Source organism: Pontibacter diazotrophicus (assembly GCF_003367245.1).
Classification (GTDB): domain Bacteria; phylum Bacteroidota; class Bacteroidia; order Cytophagales; family Hymenobacteraceae; genus Pontibacter; species Pontibacter diazotrophicus.
The window spans coordinates 23864-40976 of sequence record NZ_QRGR01000029.1 but is presented as its reverse complement, the minus strand read 5'-3'; the positions used below and the strand labels follow the sequence as shown (position 1 = coordinate 40976).

General features: G+C 48.1%; 21 protein-coding genes. 12 read left to right on the top strand and 9 right to left on the bottom strand.

The annotated features are described in order from the left end of the window. Position 1 precedes the first annotated feature (1 nt). Positions 2–1981 carry an OmpA family protein gene (locus DXT99_RS21490; RefSeq protein ID WP_246000929.1) on the top strand — a complete coding sequence of 660 codons (1980 nt, stop codon included), beginning with the start codon at positions 2–4 and terminating at the stop codon, positions 1979–1981. Between the two features lie 198 nt (positions 1982–2179). Here the strand turns inward: DXT99_RS21490 and DXT99_RS21485 are convergent, their stop codons facing one another. Continuing rightward, positions 2180–2584 carry a Dabb family protein gene (locus DXT99_RS21485; protein WP_115567652.1) on the bottom strand — a complete coding sequence of 135 codons (405 nt, stop codon included), beginning with the start codon at positions 2582–2584 and terminating at the stop codon, positions 2180–2182. Positions 2585–2791: 207 nt separating this feature from the next. After that, positions 2792–3238 carry a hypothetical protein gene (locus DXT99_RS21480; RefSeq protein WP_115567651.1) on the bottom strand — a complete coding sequence of 149 codons (447 nt, stop codon included), beginning with the start codon at positions 3236–3238 and terminating at the stop codon, positions 2792–2794. Positions 3239–3530: 292 nt separating this feature from the next. Between DXT99_RS21480 and DXT99_RS21475 the strand changes: the two genes are divergently transcribed. Further along, positions 3531–5060, top strand: a complete 1530-nt coding sequence (locus DXT99_RS21475) for an FAD-dependent oxidoreductase (RefSeq protein WP_115567650.1) — start codon at positions 3531–3533, stop codon at positions 5058–5060. Between the two features lie 35 nt (positions 5061–5095). On the opposite strand, the gene DXT99_RS21470 is transcribed toward DXT99_RS21475, so the two are convergent. Continuing rightward, positions 5096–5530, bottom strand: coding sequence for a hypothetical protein (locus DXT99_RS21470; RefSeq protein WP_115567649.1), 435 nt, complete (start codon positions 5528–5530; stop codon positions 5096–5098). 256 nt (positions 5531–5786) lie between these two features. Beyond that, positions 5787–6479, bottom strand: a complete 693-nt coding sequence (locus tag DXT99_RS21465; RefSeq protein ID WP_115567648.1) for an OmpA family protein — start codon at positions 6477–6479, stop codon at positions 5787–5789. A gap of 560 nt (positions 6480–7039) precedes the next feature. On the opposite strand from DXT99_RS21465, the gene DXT99_RS21460 reads away from it, so the two are divergent. Beyond that, entirely contained in the window at positions 7040–7426 is a 387-nt protein-coding gene (locus tag DXT99_RS21460) for an Hsp20/alpha crystallin family protein (RefSeq protein WP_115567647.1), read from the top strand. Positions 7427–7483: 57 nt separating this feature from the next. On the opposite strand, the gene DXT99_RS21455 is transcribed toward DXT99_RS21460, so the two are convergent. The 3 genes from DXT99_RS21455 to DXT99_RS21445 all read right to left on the bottom strand — a co-directional run bounded on the left by DXT99_RS21455 (position 7484) and on the right by DXT99_RS21445 (position 8698). Beyond that, positions 7484–7744, bottom strand: a complete 261-nt coding sequence (locus DXT99_RS21455; protein WP_115567646.1) for a hypothetical protein — start codon at positions 7742–7744, stop codon at positions 7484–7486. Positions 7745–7968: 224 nt separating this feature from the next. Further along, positions 7969–8250 (bottom strand): hypothetical protein, encoded by a 282-nt coding sequence (locus tag DXT99_RS21450; RefSeq protein ID WP_115567645.1) that lies wholly within the window; start codon positions 8248–8250, stop codon positions 7969–7971. A 220-nt stretch (positions 8251–8470) separates the two neighbouring features. Then, on the bottom strand, positions 8471–8698 hold the full coding sequence (locus DXT99_RS21445; RefSeq protein WP_115567644.1) for a PH domain-containing protein: 228 nt from the start codon (positions 8696–8698) through the stop codon (positions 8471–8473). A 258-nt stretch (positions 8699–8956) separates the two neighbouring features. On the opposite strand from DXT99_RS21445, the gene DXT99_RS21440 reads away from it, so the two are divergent. Genes DXT99_RS21440 through DXT99_RS21430 form a run of 3 tightly spaced genes read left to right on the top strand, consistent with a single transcriptional unit; the run spans position 8957 to position 10512 of the window. Continuing rightward, positions 8957–9388 (top strand): GNAT family N-acetyltransferase, encoded by a 432-nt coding sequence (locus DXT99_RS21440; RefSeq protein ID WP_181885212.1) that lies wholly within the window; start codon positions 8957–8959, stop codon positions 9386–9388. A gap of 2 nt (positions 9389–9390) precedes the next feature. Further along, on the top strand, positions 9391–9696 hold the full coding sequence (locus tag DXT99_RS21435) for a hypothetical protein (protein WP_115567642.1): 306 nt from the start codon (positions 9391–9393) through the stop codon (positions 9694–9696). Positions 9697–9750: 54 nt separating this feature from the next. Further along, entirely contained in the window at positions 9751–10512 is a 762-nt protein-coding gene (locus DXT99_RS21430; protein ID WP_246000926.1) for a hypothetical protein, read from the top strand. Positions 10513–10594: 82 nt separating this feature from the next. Here DXT99_RS21430 and DXT99_RS21425 read toward each other — a convergent pair whose 3' ends face one another. Then, entirely contained in the window at positions 10595–10945 is a 351-nt protein-coding gene (locus tag DXT99_RS21425; protein WP_115567641.1) for an MmcQ/YjbR family DNA-binding protein, read from the bottom strand. Positions 10946–11065: 120 nt separating this feature from the next. On the opposite strand from DXT99_RS21425, the gene DXT99_RS21420 reads away from it, so the two are divergent. From DXT99_RS21420 to DXT99_RS21410, 3 genes are all read left to right on the top strand, one after another. Then, a complete protein-coding gene (locus DXT99_RS21420; RefSeq protein ID WP_115567640.1) occupies positions 11066–11770 on the top strand; it encodes an alpha/beta fold hydrolase in 705 nt (234 codons plus the stop codon). Between the two features lie 17 nt (positions 11771–11787). Next, the gene (locus DXT99_RS21415; RefSeq protein WP_246000924.1) at positions 11788–12231 is read left to right on the top strand and encodes a septal ring lytic transglycosylase RlpA family protein; all 444 of its coding nucleotides are present in this window, start codon (positions 11788–11790) and stop codon (positions 12229–12231) included. Between the two features lie 131 nt (positions 12232–12362). Further along, positions 12363–12758, top strand: a complete 396-nt coding sequence (locus DXT99_RS21410) for a hypothetical protein (RefSeq protein WP_115567639.1) — start codon at positions 12363–12365, stop codon at positions 12756–12758. A gap of 48 nt (positions 12759–12806) precedes the next feature. Here DXT99_RS21410 and DXT99_RS21405 read toward each other — a convergent pair whose 3' ends face one another. Continuing rightward, entirely contained in the window at positions 12807–13142 is a 336-nt protein-coding gene (locus DXT99_RS21405; RefSeq protein WP_115567638.1) for a DUF962 domain-containing protein, read from the bottom strand. A 404-nt stretch (positions 13143–13546) separates the two neighbouring features. Here DXT99_RS21405 and DXT99_RS21395 point away from each other — a divergent pair, with 404 nt between their 5' ends. The 3 genes from DXT99_RS21395 (at position 13547) to DXT99_RS21385 (ending at position 17069) form a co-directional block, all read left to right on the top strand. Next, positions 13547–15376, top strand: a complete 1830-nt coding sequence (locus DXT99_RS21395) for a M61 family metallopeptidase (protein ID WP_115567636.1) — start codon at positions 13547–13549, stop codon at positions 15374–15376. A 137-nt stretch (positions 15377–15513) separates the two neighbouring features. Further along, positions 15514–16071 (top strand): DinB family protein, encoded by a 558-nt coding sequence (locus DXT99_RS21390; protein WP_115567635.1) that lies wholly within the window; start codon positions 15514–15516, stop codon positions 16069–16071. Positions 16072–16433: 362 nt separating this feature from the next. Then, a complete protein-coding gene (locus DXT99_RS21385) occupies positions 16434–17069 on the top strand; it encodes a YczE/YyaS/YitT family protein (RefSeq protein ID WP_115567634.1) in 636 nt (211 codons plus the stop codon). The last annotated feature ends 44 nt before the right edge of the window (positions 17070–17113 follow it).

The window sequence follows — 17113 nt, the reverse complement described above, 5'->3', positions numbered from 1 at the left end:
TATGAGAACAAAATTTACCCTGCTGCTCTTGCTGTGGCTGATGATTGGAGGGCCTGTGGCGGTGACGGCACAGGAGATGAAGCAAGCAGACAAGTACTTCCATAACTACGAGTTTAGCCTTGCCCTCGAGGCTTACAAAGGCATACTGGATAAAGGAGAACCTAACCTGACGGTGGTGCAGCGCATTGCCGACAGTTACCGCATTCTGAATAACAGCCGGGAGGCGGAGTTCTGGTATGCACAGGCCATTGCTTTCCCGGAAGCTGACCCATCAAATATCTACCTTTACGCTGAGTCTGCGAAGCGCAACGCGAACTATGCCAAGGCAAAAATGCTTTTCCTGGACTATGGCCGCAAAGTACCCGGGCAGGCTGCCTTAGCCTTACGGATGGCGGCCTCCTGCGATACTGCGCTGCTGTGGATGCAACGGCCGGAATCCTTTAATGTGCAGAAGCACGAAGGGGTAAGTGGTGAGGGGGCAGATTTTAGCCCGGTTAAAACGAATGATGGCCTGCTGTTCGCCTCCGACAGGTTGGTAGTAGATAAAAAGCAGCAGACGGAGCGCAGTAACTGGACAGGCAACGGCTACATACAGCTGTACCTGGCCAAAGCCACCTCCGACAGTACCTATGCTGCACCTGTACCGCTGCCCGCTTCAGTAAATACCGCCTACCACAATGGTCCGGCTGTTTACCTGGCCAAAGAGAATACCCTGTACTTTACCCGTACGCATGTGGTAAAGCGCAGCGCCGGCCACACGAACCCCGATCCCACCAGCTGGTTTAAAGGCACCGACAACCGCACCCACACCAACCGCCACGGCATTTATACGGCAGAGCGCAAAGGGGAAAAATGGGAAAACGTAAAGCCCTTTAAGTACAACAACACAAACGAGTTCTCCATCGGGCATCCGGCGATAACGCCTGACGGGCAGGTGCTGTACTTTGTATCAGATATGCCTGGAGGCCTGGGTGAGACGGATATTTATTTCAGCGAACGCCAGACCGACGGTTCCTGGGGGCAGCCTGTGAATGCAGGAAGCGCCATCAATACCAGTGGCCGTGAGAGCTTTGCCAGCCTGGGGGAAGACGGCAGTCTGTATTTCTCTTCGGATGGGCACCTGGGCATGGGTGGTCTGGATATGTTTAAAGCTATTGGGTCGCATAAGGGCTGGACGAAAGTAAAGAACCTGAAGTACCCGCTCAATACCGCGCATGATGATTTCGGGATACTGACAGACAGCACCGGCAGCAAAGGAATGCTTTCTTCCGGTCGCCTGGCGCAGAACGGCTCTGACGACATCTTTACCTTTGAAGCCTTTAAAGTGCCGTGCACCCTGATTGGTAAAACCATTGAGCACTTTGCGATTGCCGGTACCTCTAGAAAGGCAGAGGAGCCGGTGGAAGAGGTGTTGCTGCAACTCACTGAAGAAGGAAGCGCCACGCCACTGGAAGTATACTCCGATAAGAATGGCGGCTTCATGTTCCCTGTAAAAGCAGGCACAAACTATACCATCAAAGGCACCAAGCCTGGGTACCTGACGCAGACATTGAACATTACACCAGACTGCCGCTACAATACCGACTCTGTGAAGGTGGAGATGATATTTAACCGCAGCATACCAGACAAGCCTATTGTGCTGGACAACATCTTTTATGACCTGGACAGGCATAACATACGCCCTGATGCCGCCAGGGAACTGGATAAGCTGGTACAGACACTGGTAGACAACCCTGCTATTCGCATAGAGTTGAGCTCACACACCGACAGCCGCCAGACCAACCGCTATAACGATATGCTGTCACAGTTAAGAGCTCAGGCCGCCGTAGATTACATCATCTCCAGGGGCATTAACAGAAACAGGTTAACAGCAAGAGGCTACGGCGAAACTAAACTGATTAACAGGTGTGCCGACGGCGTGGTTTGTTCTGAAGTACAGCACCAGGAGAACCGCCGCACCGAATTCAAAATTCTGAAATAGTTTGTTTCAATGATATAAAAAGGAGGAGCTGCAGGGTGTTTCCTGTGGCTCCTCCTTTTTATAAATGTTCAAACCTCGCAGCGTGCGCAGCTCCTGCGAGCGTTTTGCCAACCACGGAGCTTCTTCTAAAAGCATTTCCTGCCTATGAATTTGAAAATCCATTTTCAATAATAGAAACAGGAGGCAGAAAGAAGGGCTTTATTTCCCGGACTTAGCCGGAGCATAATCCACAACAAAGGCATCTTCCAGCACATTTAGCTGGCCCAGCAGTGCACCAAATTTCTTGTGCTCAGGGTGCGGCAGGTAATTGTCCCGCGCTGCAGCATCTTCAAACGTTAGTTGGTATACGTGGGTAAAGCCAAGGTTTTTGTTTTCCGGGCTGTCGTTAACGCCATGCTCATAGGCTGTAATACCTGGAATTTTGTCTTTTAACTCACCAAAGGCTTGTGTCACTTGCTCTATTTGTGCAGGAGTTGCACTTGGCTTATACTTAAAAACAACGATGTGTCGCATTGGTTCTTTTTCTGAGCTTTGAAATCCTGAAAGGAATATAACGGCAGCGAACACTGCCAGAACTAAACTAAGACCTGTTAATTTCTTCATGCTTTAATTTGCTATATGTGCCACCATAGTTAAATTTCGTTCTAGTATAGCCATAATTAACAGGATATACAAAATCCTATGCTGGATATTCTGCATGAAAAACTGATGGGGGTGTAGAATGATATCTTGAAGGCCTGGCAGCGTGCGCACCTGACCTTAAGTGCTTTGGAGGCTTATGTATGCCTCTGTACCAGAAGCCAAATGAATCTAGTCTGCAGAAGAAGCACCAGCCCCTGTAGCCTTTTCCTGTTCAAGAGGTTGCTTTAGCCACTCCATAGCCTCCGCCAAATTGTTGAAGTCGCGGAGGGCAATATCGCCGAGGCCGCCACTGCGCTTCAGCATCTGCTCAACTGCCATGTTGTTGAATATGTCTTCAGAAACAATAGTGGCCACGCGGCGGAGCGGACTTGCTAGTACTTTAGGTATGAATTCTTCTACTGTCCATTGCTGGTCCTGCTGCCGAATGGCTTTCATTTTTCTGCGATCGGAGAGCCAGCGGGTTATACCGTGCGTATTTGCAAATTCCAGGGTGTGGAGTGCCGTAGCCCGAAGTTCATTACTGCTCACAAAGCCCTTCCAGTGGCCCATTCCCAGCTGCAGTTCCTCATCATAGCGCAGGCGTATGTGTTCGGTTTCGTAGTATACTTTTAACATGTCATCAAAGCTAATGGCTCCATCTACAGCAAAGGTAGTATGGGCTTAAGTGTTTATACGTACAATACGTATAAATTTACTTTTATGCGTCATAATAAAGCCTTTATAGCTAAGGTATAGTGCATTTTATAAGCGAAGCGAAGGCACTGAAAGGATGTACGGTTGTAATAAGTACTTACCAACACCATATTTATACGTAATATACCGGGGTGCCATGGATAAACAAGCTCTCTGCTAAACCTCAACCTCCTTTTCTGCGATCCTCTACTATACACACTAAAGCAAGAACAGGATGGCAGCAGATCACATCACACAAGCATTATGGAGTGCAACCACTACTTTTAAAACGTATCCCCAATTATCAGGGGATATAGAGGTGGACGTTGCCATAGTAGGCGCGGGCATCACCGGGCTGAGCACAGCCTATAATCTGGCTAAAGCGGGTAAACGGGTAGCGGTCCTGGAGGCTCTGAAAGTAGGTTCCGGTACTACGGGTTCCTCCACAGGCAATCTTTACGCTCCCATAGATGAGCGCCTTCACTCCATCGAGTCGAAGCATAACGAGGAAGCGATGCGGACAGTAGCCAACTCCCGCAGCGCTGCCATCGATTTTATAGAGCAGCGGGTGCAGGAGTTCAGCATCGACTGTGAATTTGTGCGTGTGCCCTGGTACCTGTTCACTACCCCCGAAACCAGCAGCCAGAATAAGCAGGTAGAGAAGGAATTGGAAGCAGCCAAAAAAGCAGGTTTACCCGCTACAGGGGAAGTTCCTGCGGGCTTCCCTTACCAGGTGGAGGCTATGGCTAATATTGCACACCAGGCACAGTTTAACCCGCTTAAATATGTGCAAGGGCTGGCTGCTGCCATCGAGAGCGATACCTGCCGGATATATGAAGGCACGAAGGTAATGGATGTTGAAGACGGGGAGCCGTGTATTGTGAAAACACAACAAGGTACAGTAACAGCCAGACAGGTGGTGATGGCCACTCATTCTCCCAAAGGAATTTACATGGTGCACACTGAAATGGAACCACACCGCGAGTATGCCATGGCTGTGCGCCTGAAAGGTGACCCATTGGCGGGCGGCGTATACTGGCACCAGATGCAGAGCCAGCAGCACTCTGTGCGCCCCTACAGCAACGAGCAGGGCAACTTCCTGCTGGTGCTGGGCGAGCCGCATAAGGTAGGGCACAAGGAGCACAACGAGGAGAGCTTTCTGAAGATAGAGGAGTACATGACGAAGCATTTCGATGTAGACCACATTGTATATAAGTGGGCAGCCCAAAACTATAAACCAGACGATAACCTTCCCTTCATCGGTACCAGCCCGATGCAAAATAACACCTATATCGCTACTGGCTTCGCTGCTGACGGACTTGTTTGGGGTGCTGTATCGGGTATGCTTATAAGTGATTTGATAGCTGGCAGGGAAAACAAGTGGGCTGAAACCTACGACCCGAAGCGCTTTACGCCTGTGGCTTCTGCGCCTAAATTCATCAAAGAAAATGTGCACGTGGCCACGCACCTGATAAAGGACTATATGTTCTATGGTGAAACAGATCAGTTAAAGGACATAAAGGCCGGGGAAGGCAAAACGATAGAAATAGACGATGAAAAGCTGGCGGCATACAGAGATGATACGGGGCAACTGCACGTAGTTTCTTCTATCTGCACGCACATGGGGTGCGTCGTGCATTTTAACAACGCCGAAAAGAGCTGGGACTGTCCCTGCCACGGTAGCCGTTTCTCGGTAGAGGGAGAGGTGCTGGAAGGCCCTGCTTACCACAACCTGGCAAAGCCAAATGATATAAAGAAAGAGTAAAGGAAAAGAGGTATAACCAGGAAGAGTCAGGGGCGCTATTCGGAGTCCCTGGCTTTTTTCGCCTCAGGCAACTCCCTCAGCCATGCCGCTGCCTCCTCTTCGCTTATAAAACTGCGTACTGTTAGCTCCTTGTCCGGGATGTTGGTTTTGTTGTAGATGGCTTCCACTGCCGTCCGGTTTTGCTCATTCTCAGAGGGAAGGTTTGCCAGCCGCAGTAAAGAACTCTCCAGCAGTTTCGGCAAAAACACCCTTACGCTCCACTCCAGGTCGTCAGGGCGTATAGAGTTCATTCTGCGGTTATCGCCAAGCCAGCCAATCAGCTCATGCCTGTCTATCAGGTCCAGGCACAGCAGAACGGCTTCCCTGTATTCAGCTCCTATTAAATCGCCTTTCCATTCAGCTTTGCCCAGACAAAGATCCTTGTCATAGTAGATGTTTACAAAGTTGTTCCTGAAGTAGATTTGTTTCATAGGTAATACTGTGCTTATAGGCCATGCAAAGGCAGAAGTATAGCAAATACAATATTCATTTTAACAAATACAAATTACACGAGCCATGAGATACATAATAAAAGCAGAGGGGAGGCACGTATGCCTCCCCTCTGCTTTTATTAATAATTCCTGTTTGGGCAATTCTTCATATGCCAAAATTTAATTCAATTTTTGCAGCTACTATTCTTCTCACGCATCAGGTAAGATGTGAAGCTGCGGTCACAGCCAAATCCAATTATGGCTGCTGCGGTTGCATTTGTTGCTGCTGCTGAGCAGGCGTGGCCTGCGCTTCATCTCCTGTAGCCACCGCTATTGCCACGCGTCGGTTAAGCTGGCGGCCACGAGCTGTCTCGTTTGTGGCTCTTGGTTGCTCCTCTCCTACGGCATGCGTGGTCATGCGGGCAGGGTCTATGTCGGTGTTGTTCGCGAACCAGTCTCTCACAGTGTTGGCACGTTCCGCCGCGAGTTGCTCATTGTAAGAAGCACTGGCAAGTGAGTCAGTGTGACCATAAATTCTGATTGGGCCGCTTGGGCTCACCTCGTTGATAGACTCCGCTACACTGCGCAGCTTATCTTCGGCTCCTTCGCGTAACTGTGCCTTGTCAAGGTCAAAGAGCACCCGCTCATCCATGGTGTAGAGGTCATATCCCTGGCCACGGCGGGTCTCTACGTCAGTGTCCGTAATGCGGGGGTTTTCTACAACAGGTGCATTCACATCAACGCCGGTCCAAAAGCCTTCGCCCATGTCCTTTACCTCAAGGCCATCGGCGGTAAGTCTTTCCCGTGCTGCCATGTCTTCATACATTACAGCAGTGTCTTCGGAGGCAAGTTCTTGCACATCTCCGGTGTCTTCTACTTCTTGGTTTGTTTCACTGCAGCTAGCCAGAAGGCCCGCTGCCAGTAGTAGTGTCATTATTCTTGTACTCATAGTTTTATTTGTTTAGGTTGCTTAATTGTATGATTGGATGTACGGGTGGTTTCGGGATGTTGTTCTGTATTCTGGTTTTGTGCTTACTCTGCAGGCAGCTGCCTAAGGCAAGCTTCTTCCTTATTTTGAGCTTTTTCTTTGGTAGTTTTATGGTGCTCAGGGATTGACTGAAGTGGGGGAACAACAGGGTGTTATGGTTTATTAATGCGGATTTTTATCTACTACCACAATCCCTGTAAGGTGATTCTGCTGGCGGCTTTCTAGGGCCAGGATGGTAGCTCCAGAAACCTGCTGCTATCACTGCTACGCACATGCAGGATGCTCTCTACAGCAGCCCTATAATTGGTTAAGCTTTGATGATAGCCTTTATGCGCTGTTGCTGTATTTTTATTGTACTATACCTCTTATTACTATTTATATAGTATGACAATTTGGCTTTTGTTTTATTGCCCTTTCTTAATTTTAGGCCATTTTGGCGCAATATGTATTAGATTGACCTCATAAGATAATTGGCATCGCATTTGCAATATTCTCTTTGTAAACGAAAAGAGGAGAAAGAGATGAAATTGATAAAAGATAAAGAACTACTGAAGAACATAGCCTTGCAAATCGACTTGCTGAACACTTTGGGAGGCGGCGTGAGCGAGACATATGTTGATATAAAGAAATACAAAAAAGGAGCTGTTATTAATGTTTGGGCAGCCGGTGTAGACCCAGAGGCATTTAAAATAGTGCTTCATAATAATAACCTGACTGTTTTCTCTGTACTGCAAAGCAAGGAGAACCCGGAAATGGCCGCGCCCTTGTTCAACCGTATGTTTATGCTACCTCCGCAGGTAGATTTAGGACGCGTTGAGGCGGTATACCAGGAAGGTCAGCTGATGGTAAAATTACCTTACCATGAAAGCACAGGCCAACCAAGAGAAATTGAAATCAAACAACTATAAGACATTTAAACAAAGAAGGCTGCCGTAACAGGCAGCCTTCTTTGTTTAAGCAAATTGCTAGGGTAAGAATTTAGCTTTAATAATGGAAGTCAGGAAGTCATATACTTCCACTGTCTCTTTATCAAAATCAAAGGTTTTGTAAGCTTCGGCAGACGACTTCACTACACGGCAGCCATTCTCTATCATCATAAAAACGAGCTCACGAAGGCGGTACGGGTGACCGGCTATGTTTAGCATACACACCGCATCGCTACTTTCTACATGCAGGAACATGTGCTGCACCTGGCTCTCATCGGCCATGATATTTTCTTCAGACATAGGCACTATATTACACGGGCTGTATCACCCAAGCAAATTTTAATCATAAAAAGTGCCAAGCTAATCAGGCTTCTGCGTTTTCGGTGTAAATTCTTCAATAAAGTGAGGCTTAATCTGTTTTGAGTACAATGCCTGCAGCCTTCTGAGGTACCTCTTATTCAAAGCTATAGTAGTATAACCATTGTTTGACCAGAATTGTTTGCAGCCTGATGCTGCTGCACATTTCAGCGGCGTGGGTGTTCATTCCGCCATCCCACTATAAACAGTATAAACCAGATAGAATACAGCGGAGACAAAATAGAGGCAAAATACGGGTCTACGGCAAAAAACAGAATCACCTGCAGCAACAGGTTCAGCACTAATCCAATGGCCGCGATTCTATAATAGCGATTTTCTATTTTCATGCTCAGGTATACGCCACTGTATCCAAAAAGCTGAAGGTATTTTTCCTGCGGCAGCTTCTGCCTCAGGCTGCCGTACTTCATTTTTGAAATCAAAAATTCCATACTGATAGCCCCTGCTTGTGTAGGAGGGCAGGGTTTTGGCTTCTTAACCTTAAGGTAAAATGTCGGACGTTTCTTAAGTTAGTGCAAGGCAGAAAAGGAAATCGGGGAGTGGGCCATAATAAATATGTAAGAACTATGTATGAAAAGGGTGGTTGCACCTTCTCAGAAACACAATACGATAATAGAAAAGCAGATGGAACACGAATACCCGTCCATTTCTTTATGGGCGGGTATTCATTAAACGAAAAGCCTGTGCTCTCGTAATGTCCTTTTCTATAACAATAGGAGGGTTGTCGTCTTTGGCCACTACCAGTTTATAGATGTTCTTACCATCCTGGTAATAGATAAAAGTAGTGAGGTTTTCATAGCCTACACTAAATATTTTTCTGGCCTCCCCCTCGCTATATAATTTATAATTATCTAATCTTATGTTGCGTATTAACTTCATGACCCTACAATATCCTGGTATTTTAACGATATATGCCCCTGCTTTTGTTTCAAAAAAGCGTAAAGTTTAGCAGGATTGTCAGTATTTCTGTACAATCCCACCAGTGCCTGTAGGTGTACTTACAAGAATGGGGGCTGATTTTTAATTTCTGAGTCTTATATTTGTTCTCTTATATACAAGTAGATACAGTACAAAAGAGCTGCCTGGCTACAGCACGAGGTAATTCTATTTATGCTTTCAAATTTGCTCACAGGTACTATGGCAACTTACAGTGTACGCGAGATAGCGGGGCTGGCTGAAATGCTGGCGCAGCATCCCCTCATACTGCAGCTAAACCCAAACATGGGGCTGTCTCGCTATGAGGAACTGCTGCAGCAGATGCTGCAAAACGGCTATCGCATGGTGGGTGCTTTTGACGAAAGGGGGAACTGCGTAGGGCTCTCGGGGTTCTGGATCAGCGCCAAACTGTACAGTGGCAAATACCTGGAGGCAGATAATTTTGTGGTGGATGCGGCGCACCGTTCCGCAGGAGTGGGCAAGTTGCTGTCTGACTGGATGCTGGAGGAGGCGCAGCGCCACCGCTGCGATACCTTAATGTTGGATGCTTACGTTACAAACAGTGCCGCTCACCGGTTCTACTTCCGGGAGGGCTTTCACGTAAAGAGTTTCCATTTTTTTAAAAGCCTTTAAACATGAATGCTGGCAAACACAGCTGGGTACTCTGGTTATTTTACTTCCTTATATTTGAGACAGTCGTTTTCTTCGGGCTTCAGTGGCTCTTGTCCGGCATGGGGCTTAGCAACCAGTACCAGGCCGAGAACACGATTGTGCCCAACTGGGTAAAGGCAGTTACGTTTATACTATTGTACCTGCTGTGTCTTTTGTTTATGGTGATGCTGATAAGCAACATGGTGCCCAGCAAGCACCGCAGGCATTTAATGCTTTGGGTATACCTGGCACTATTAGGTATGGTTGTGATGTTATTTGTGCTCTTCTGAGGCAAAATCACTACTGAAACAGCACAATATTTTTGACTTTTCTGTGTTATTAAAATGATGAAACATAGCTATTTAACCCTGATACTCTGCCTTCTGACCGGCTATGCCAGCATGGCACAGACGGAAAGTAACCGCCCGGGCAGACAATTTATACAGCTCCAGAGTGGAGACGTTGTATATGGTAACAAAATTCAGTACAAATCCCCTATCTTCAAGTCGAGCCATTTTCTGGTAGATGACTCGCTGAAGTATAACCCCAGCATGGTAAACGCTTTCCAGAACGACGAAGGCTTTTTTGCCCGTGTTGAGGCTGGCAACAGCTACGACAGTTTTGCCAAGCGCATTCTGGATGGCCCGCGAATCGACAGGTTTTACACCAGCCGCACGACCTATAACCAGGGCTACGGCTACTCTCCTTATGGCTATTCTCCTTACGGAATGGGAGGGCCACGCAGCAGCCGCAGGCGTATCTACTTCTTCTCAAAAGACAACGGACCGCTTTACCTGGTAAACTACGAGAACCTGGAGCAGGTACTTGCCGATAATGCGTCCAGTATGGCACTGCTCCGCAAACACAAAAAAGATAAGCTTATCAACACAGGGATTAGCATACTTGGTGGAGGTTTGCTGGCAGCCGGGGCTATATCCTCTTTTAACAGCTCGCAGGATATGACCAACGGTGGCAGCGTGAGCATTTCCCCGCTAATGTATGCAGGAGCCGGTGTGCTGGGTGCCCAGTTTGTCATCAACCTCTTCCAGAAAGACAAGCTGACCCAAGCCATGGAGGTGTATAATTATCAACTAAAGCAGCAATAAAGAAAGCTGATAGAAAGACAAAAGCCGGAGTAGCCTATACAGCTGCTCCGGCTTTTTTTATACAAGCCAATCCTGCTGAGCTTCACCGCTGCTGTAGCGCCTGCTGCACCTTTTTCGGCAGCTTAGCCACTACCAACTCATATGCCTTCCGGGCGTGCTGTGCCCACTCCTGCCTCGTCAGGTGGTGTATGCTTTTGGCTAATACCCAATGGTGCCTCGCCAGGTAAGGTGCCGGGGCAAAGCCTGAGCGCTCTGTCATGGCAGCAAACTCTTCCGGGGTAGCTTTAAAGGAGGCTGTAGCGGGCGACTGGTTCAGGCCCACAACCAGAAATATTTTGCTCTCTACGCAAAAGCATAAGTCATTCTCCCATTTAATGTCCTCTGTTACGCCGGGCAGCTCCCGGCAAATGTCCTGCAGTTCTTCTATTGTCATGCTGCAATATTCTATTTTGTGTATATTAGAGGACTTTTAATGCTAATTTAGGAGTTCTGTAATTTAGCAACTGTAAAAGTTTAACTTTGGGCTTAGCCAAACCAAGCCGTTACGTTACCTATGGAGAATTTATTGCTGCTGCACGGCGCCCTTGGCGCCGCCTCTACCATGGAACCTCTTGCGAATGCCCTGCAGGAGCGGTTTAAGGTTCATACTTTGGATTTTACAGGCCATGGAGGGAGACCTCTCCCGCAGGAGCCTTTCAGCATGCAGCTGTTTGTGCAGGATATTCTCCGGTTGCTGGAGGAAAAGGAAATCAGCAGCACGCATATCTTTGGCTATAGCATGGGTGGTTATGCCGCGCTAAGCCTGGCGCAGCAGCACCCGCAGTGCGTAAAAAGCGTTTTTACGCTGGCTACCAAGTTTTCCTGGTCCCCGGAAACGGCAGCAAAAGAGATAAAGCTACTGAACCCGGAAAAGATAGCCGAAAAGGTGCCCGCTTTTGCCCAGGCGCTGGCCACGCGGCACCATCCGCAGGATTGGAAGCAGGTGATGCATAAAACTGCTGAAATGATGTTGTACCTGGGGGAGCAGCCCGACCTTACTTCCGATGTGCTGCCGCAGATACAGGTGCCCGTACACCTGGCTGTGGGCGATCAGGACAATATGGTGAGCGTGGAGGAGACGCTCTGGGCTTACCGGCAGCTTCCCAAGGCACAACTACAGGTGCTTCCTGCTACGCGCCACCCTCTCGAAGCTGTTTCTGTGGATAAGTTAAACCAGGAAATCAGGCAATTCATCAGTCAGGCAACCGTTTCAATATAAAATATCATAATATACCTATGTTACAGCCCTTGCGCTCCATTTCTACACCCTTACACCCTGCTGTTATTTGGGCAAAACGCGTGATAGCCGTTGGCTGTATGGCTGTTTGCCTTAGCTCCTGTGCCAACTCGGCCCCGGCTTTCGGGGAGCGCGGCTATACCGAGGAGGGAAAAGCTTCTTACTATGCCCGTAAGTTCCAGGGCCGTGACATGGCCAATGGCCAGCCATACCGCCGGGGAAAAATGACCGCTGCGCACCGCACGTTGCCTTTAGGAACCAGGGTAAAGGTGACTAACGTTAAAACAAATAAGAGCGTAAAGGTGAAGATAACAGACAGAGGGCCTTTTATAAAGGGACGTATAGTTGACTTATCAGAAAAGGCAGCGAGGCGGCTGGATTTTATCAAAGCAGGCGTAGTACCTGTAGAATTAAAAGTAATTCAACCTGCCAAAGGCAAGTAAGGGTAAGGTAACTGCTTAAGTAGTTAAAATGCTAGTAATAAGGGCGATGTGAAGGTTATAGTAAAAATCATATTCTCTAAATTATCCTACTAAATTGTTGTTCGTTGTAAATTTTATTCTTACTTTTGAGCATGAAAAACCTGTGGCAGCAAATGCGTGAGTATGTACCTATGGCAGCAGTATTGCTGCTATGTATGATAATAGTGCCTACTGCCCAGGCAAGCACGAATAATAACGGAGGAGCTAGCACCACATCAACTGCAGCTACTGTCTCTGAGCAAACAAACAGTCAGTCTGCAGTTACAGCTGTTGCCGGTGATACTAATCCTGCGAAGGCCAAGCAGAAAGTGATTACCAAGCCCCCTGAGAAATCGATGCTGGATACGGAAGTGCTGGCCAGCCCGATGGCTTATTTCAAGAATGCCTTCTCTTCAGAGGAAGATAGCGCAGATTCTGCTTCTAACACTAATGTGGTGATGCTTGCAGTAAAAGCATTAATTGCGACGCTGCTTTCTACTATTATGTAACTCCTTCTTTTTCTCCACAAGCTTTCATTTCCAGCATTACTACATACCTTACCTGCGGCTGGCTTTAAACCCCTGCCTGCCCCGCAAAATATCAAAAAAGAGTTTAAAGTCTGACGCTAAGCTATAGAACGGGTATTTGAATGTAGCTGGCTTGTTGCGTTCAAAAAAGAAGTGTCCCACCCACGCAAAGCCATAGCCGATAACAGGCACCAGCAGCAACCACAGATAGTTTCCTAAGGCAATAGCCACCACGGCAACTAGAATCAATAAACCGGTGCCTGTAAAGTGTAGTACACGGCTGGTTGTATTCTGGTGCTCCGATAGGTAATGAGGGTAAAACTCTTTGAAGGAAGTATAGCGCTTTGGGGAGGCTGGCTGACTCATGGCTTTTTATTTCTGTTGCTCTTCTGGAAGATACTGAAAATGCCTTTTCTGTTCAAGAAAAGTTCTGGCAAAATAATGCTATGCTGACCAAACAATTACAACTTGAGCTGGTTCTTATCATAGCAAAGCTAAATAGTGATGCATTAAAGTTTTTGTTTGTTTAAGGTGTGTCAGGCCGAAGGTTCCCTCCTTCGGCCTTTCCTTTTTCCGGCACTATAGCGCATGTACTCAGGGAGCGGCTTGTACCAGCTGTTCCCTGAGTACATGCGCTGTTACGGCCGTTAGGCTCACGTTTACAGGAGTAAAGCACAAGGATAAGTGAATTATACTTTCTATCTTTACTTATACTCTGTGAGCAGGGGAAGCAATCCCGCTGCTCCCCTCGTACAACAAAAAACGTGCACATGAAACGCATCTCCCTCCTGGGCTCTTTGCTCCTGCTGTCGTCTGTGGTGATGGCGCAACAAGCTTATACCATCTCCCTTGATCTGCAGAATGTTCCTAATGACAAAGTGAAGGTAGTGGTGAACACGCCGGAGGTGAAGGAAAACAAAATCACCTACATTATTCCAAGCGTAATTCCGGGTTCTTATTCTCAGAAAGACTATGGCCGCTTCATCAGCAATTTTAAGGCTTACGATGCAAAAGGGAAGAAGCTCAAAGCAAAGCGACAGGGAAAGAACCTCTTCGTGATTGAGAAGGCAAAAAAGCTGGCTCGCCTCGAGTATTTCGTGGACGATACCTGGGATGTAGAGAAAGAGGATAATTATATTTTCCAGCCGGGCGGCACCAACATTGAAGCCAACAGCAACTTTGTGATCAACCATTTCGGCTTTTACGGCTATTTGGAAGGCTATAAGATGCTCCCTTACACGCTGAATGTGCAGAAGCCGGCGCACCTGCTGGCTGCCACTTCTTTGCCCGTCACGCACGAGTCGCCGGAGCAGGATGTGGTGCAGGCCCCTGACTTTGTGCGTTTGGCCGATGCCCCTATCATGTACAGCCGCCCCGATACCGCCAGCTTCCGCACCGGCAATACTACCGTTTCGGTAGCAGTGCATTCCGAGACGGGCATGGTGCAGGCAGATAGCATCCGGGAGATGATTAAACCGCTGGCCACGGCGCTCACCAACTTCTTTGGGGGTATGCCCGTGGACCGCTACCAGTTTATTATGTACTTCCCAAAGATGGGAAGGTCTGCTGTTACCAGGTATGGTGGCTACGGCGCCCTAGAACACTCCTATAGCTCCATGTACTTCCTGCCCGAACAAACCGGAGACGATTTGAAGAGTATGGTGCTGGACGTGGCCTCGCATGAGTTTCTGCACATCCTTACGCCGCTCAATGTGCACAGTGAGGAAATAGAGTATTTCGATTTCAAAGAACCGAAGCTGTCGCAGCACCTGTGGCTGTATGAAGGGGTAACAGAATACTTCTCGCACCTCGTGCAGTTGCAGGAAGGCCTTAAAACCTATGAGGCGTTTCAGAAGGAGATGATAGACAAAATGCGTGGCGCGAGCGAATATGAAGATGTGTCTTTCACAGAAATGAGCCGCCGTATTATTGAGCCGGAGTACCAGGAGATGTACAGCAATGTGTATCAGAAAGGCGCGCTCATCGGTTTCCTGCTCGATATCCGCCTGAAGGAACTGAGCAATGGGCAGATGGGCCTGCGCGAACTGATGCTGAACCTCTCAAAGCAATACGGCCCTAACAAGCCGTTCAGAGATGATGAACTGATTGATGTGATAGTGGCCAGTACCTATCCTGAAATCCGCCAGTTCTTCGATGACTATGTGATCGGCAGTACACCGCTGCCTTATGAAGAGTACTACAACAAGATTGGCTGGGCCTATGCAGACCAGAAGGAAGGCACAAAGCTAACCTTCGGGGAGTTCAGGCTGGGCTTTGAGAAAGAAAAGAAGTTCTTCTGGATAGCCGAGCCAATGGACAATAGATTCGGTCTGGAGAAGTATGATATCCTGTATGCGGTAAACGGTGAGCCCTTGACAGAGGAGAACATTTATGAGCTCATAAAGCCGCTGATTGAGGTGGAAGGCAAAGATACAGTGGAGCTTGCCTATTTGCGGCAGAACGAGTTACACAAAAAGGCTTTTACGCCGGAAGAGGAGCGTGTGGAGCTTAGGTTTGTAGTAGAAGATAACCCGGATGCCCTGCCAGCGCAACAGCAGTTGCGCCAGCGCCTGCTGCTAAAGGCACCTCAGGATTTGTAGTGACTGCAGATAGAAATCATTACCGGGAGCAGCCTTTGAAGAAGCTGCTTCCGTTGGTTATGTGTAAATCTTGATTTGGATTAAATCAAATCAGCTTGTGTCTTGCATTTGCTCTATCAACATAAAACGTTAACGCTATGAACACTTTAGAGAGCTTAACCCGGATTACACGCAGCCTGTCCCAAACCGTAAGCTCCGAACTTGCATCGCTGGACTTGAGTGCCCTCAACTTCAAAGCTGCTCCTGATAGCTGGAGTATACTGGAATGCCTGGAGCACCTGAACCGCTACAGCCGCTACTACAATCCTGCCCTCGCCAAGGCTATCGAAGCTAACGCTGCTGCTGCTGATGATGTACAAAGTATAAGCTACAGCTGGCTCGGGATGAAGTCACTGGAGATGGTGCGGCCGCAGCATGCAAAGAAGCATAAGACCGTGAAGCACATGAACCCGAACAACAGCTCCCTCGGGCCTGCCACAGTAAAAGAGTTTCTGAAGCACCAGGAGGGGCTGCTGCACCTGCTAAAACGTGCTGGCAAAGCCAACCTGCATAAAAAAGCTGTGCCCGTGGAATTTTTCAAGTTATTGAAGCTGCGAATAGGGGAAGCGCTGGAGTTTGTAGTGCTGCACGAGGAACGCCATATACAGCAGGCCCTGCGGGTAAAAACGCAACTTGCAAAACAGGCCGCTGCGTAGGGCATTTTTCATTTGTATATTCTCATGTAACATTAGGCGGAACCGCATCAGCTTATTCTTTAGTCCCAGCGGGACGACCTGTTGATAGTATGATGGCTTAAAGACACCTTTAGCTCCAGCGGAGCGGCCTGTTTAGAATACATTTACAGGCCGCTCCGCTGGAGCTGGAGAAGGAATGAATTTCTTTCTGTCAACAGATCGTCCCGCTGGGACTCATGCGCATAGCAGCAGTTATTATTTCTACAACATTGCCCACCCAATGCCTGAGCTTTACCTTCTTTTTGAGCTGTTCCCGTATAAAATTGCTTTCTTGCGGCGCTTTTGTTGTTTATACACAGGTGCGAAGCACTAGCTATTGAGAAATGCGCGATCGGGTTATACAGTATACTTTCTTTTTTCTGGGGTTGATCTTATTCGGCTTTGGCAATGCCATTGCTGTTAAAGTAAAGTACCTGGGCCTGCATCCCTGGGAGGTGCTGAATGTGGCGCTGTACCAGAAGTTTGGCCTTACCATTGGCGCATGGAGCGTTGTAGTGGGGCTGCTGGTGGTGGTAGTGTCTTGGTACATGAACAAGAAGTACATCAACATTGGTACTTTCCTGAACGCCTTGCTCATTGGTCCTATCATGGATTTTTTCCTGTGGGTGGGGATTCTGCCGGATGCCTCCCACACGCCCTGGGATTACCTGCAGCTTGCCTGCTCTATTGTCATTGTAGGAATAGGAGCAGGCTTATATGTAGCAGGAGGCGTAGGAGCAGGTCCGAGAGATGGGTTCATGCTTTCCGTTGCCGAAAGAACAAAGCTATCGGTGAGCCGTGCGCGTATTGTGGTGGAGTGTATCGTGCTCGGCATCGGCTGGCTTTTAGGCGGACCTGTATTCATTGTTACGTTCTTCTATACCTTTATCATCAGCCCTATTTTCCAGGTCACACTCCGTTTCTTCCAGAAGCTGCGAGTCTCCCTCACATCAGAGCAGGCAGAGAACGTGAAGGCGTAAAAAAGATACGTTGGTTCTTGAAAGGGAATTGTGCGCGTGCTTTC

What these genes read in the sequence shown, in the direction of transcription:
- DXT99_RS21490 (WP_246000929.1), top strand. Translation starts at nt 2, where the DNA reads ATGAGAACAAAATTTACCCTGCTGCTCTTGCTGTGGCTGATGATTGGA.
- DXT99_RS21485 (WP_115567652.1), bottom strand. Translation starts at nt 2,584, where the DNA reads ATGAAGAAATTAACAGGTCTTAGTTTAGTTCTGGCAGTGTTCGCTGCC.
- DXT99_RS21480 (WP_115567651.1), bottom strand. Translation starts at nt 3,238, where the DNA reads ATGTTAAAAGTATACTACGAAACCGAACACATACGCCTGCGCTATGAT.
- DXT99_RS21475 (WP_115567650.1), top strand. Translation starts at nt 3,531, where the DNA reads ATGGCAGCAGATCACATCACACAAGCATTATGGAGTGCAACCACTACT.
- DXT99_RS21470 (WP_115567649.1), bottom strand. Translation starts at nt 5,530, where the DNA reads ATGAAACAAATCTACTTCAGGAACAACTTTGTAAACATCTACTATGAC.
- DXT99_RS21465 (WP_115567648.1), bottom strand. Translation starts at nt 6,479, where the DNA reads ATGAGTACAAGAATAATGACACTACTACTGGCAGCGGGCCTTCTGGCT.
- DXT99_RS21460 (WP_115567647.1), top strand. Translation starts at nt 7,040, where the DNA reads ATGAAATTGATAAAAGATAAAGAACTACTGAAGAACATAGCCTTGCAA.
- DXT99_RS21455 (WP_115567646.1), bottom strand. Translation starts at nt 7,744, where the DNA reads ATGTCTGAAGAAAATATCATGGCCGATGAGAGCCAGGTGCAGCACATG.
- DXT99_RS21450 (WP_115567645.1), bottom strand. Translation starts at nt 8,250, where the DNA reads ATGGAATTTTTGATTTCAAAAATGAAGTACGGCAGCCTGAGGCAGAAG.
- DXT99_RS21445 (WP_115567644.1), bottom strand. Translation starts at nt 8,698, where the DNA reads ATGAAGTTAATACGCAACATAAGATTAGATAATTATAAATTATATAGC.
- DXT99_RS21440 (WP_181885212.1), top strand. Translation starts at nt 8,957, where the DNA reads ATGGCAACTTACAGTGTACGCGAGATAGCGGGGCTGGCTGAAATGCTG.
- DXT99_RS21435 (WP_115567642.1), top strand. Translation starts at nt 9,391, where the DNA reads ATGAATGCTGGCAAACACAGCTGGGTACTCTGGTTATTTTACTTCCTT.
- DXT99_RS21430 (WP_246000926.1), top strand. Translation starts at nt 9,751, where the DNA reads ATGATGAAACATAGCTATTTAACCCTGATACTCTGCCTTCTGACCGGC.
- DXT99_RS21425 (WP_115567641.1), bottom strand. Translation starts at nt 10,945, where the DNA reads ATGACAATAGAAGAACTGCAGGACATTTGCCGGGAGCTGCCCGGCGTA.
- DXT99_RS21420 (WP_115567640.1), top strand. Translation starts at nt 11,066, where the DNA reads ATGGAGAATTTATTGCTGCTGCACGGCGCCCTTGGCGCCGCCTCTACC.
- DXT99_RS21415 (WP_246000924.1), top strand. Translation starts at nt 11,788, where the DNA reads ATGTTACAGCCCTTGCGCTCCATTTCTACACCCTTACACCCTGCTGTT.
- DXT99_RS21410 (WP_115567639.1), top strand. Translation starts at nt 12,363, where the DNA reads ATGAAAAACCTGTGGCAGCAAATGCGTGAGTATGTACCTATGGCAGCA.
- DXT99_RS21405 (WP_115567638.1), bottom strand. Translation starts at nt 13,142, where the DNA reads ATGAGTCAGCCAGCCTCCCCAAAGCGCTATACTTCCTTCAAAGAGTTT.
- DXT99_RS21395 (WP_115567636.1), top strand. Translation starts at nt 13,547, where the DNA reads ATGAAACGCATCTCCCTCCTGGGCTCTTTGCTCCTGCTGTCGTCTGTG.
- DXT99_RS21390 (WP_115567635.1), top strand. Translation starts at nt 15,514, where the DNA reads ATGAACACTTTAGAGAGCTTAACCCGGATTACACGCAGCCTGTCCCAA.
- DXT99_RS21385 (WP_115567634.1), top strand. Translation starts at nt 16,434, where the DNA reads ATGCGCGATCGGGTTATACAGTATACTTTCTTTTTTCTGGGGTTGATC.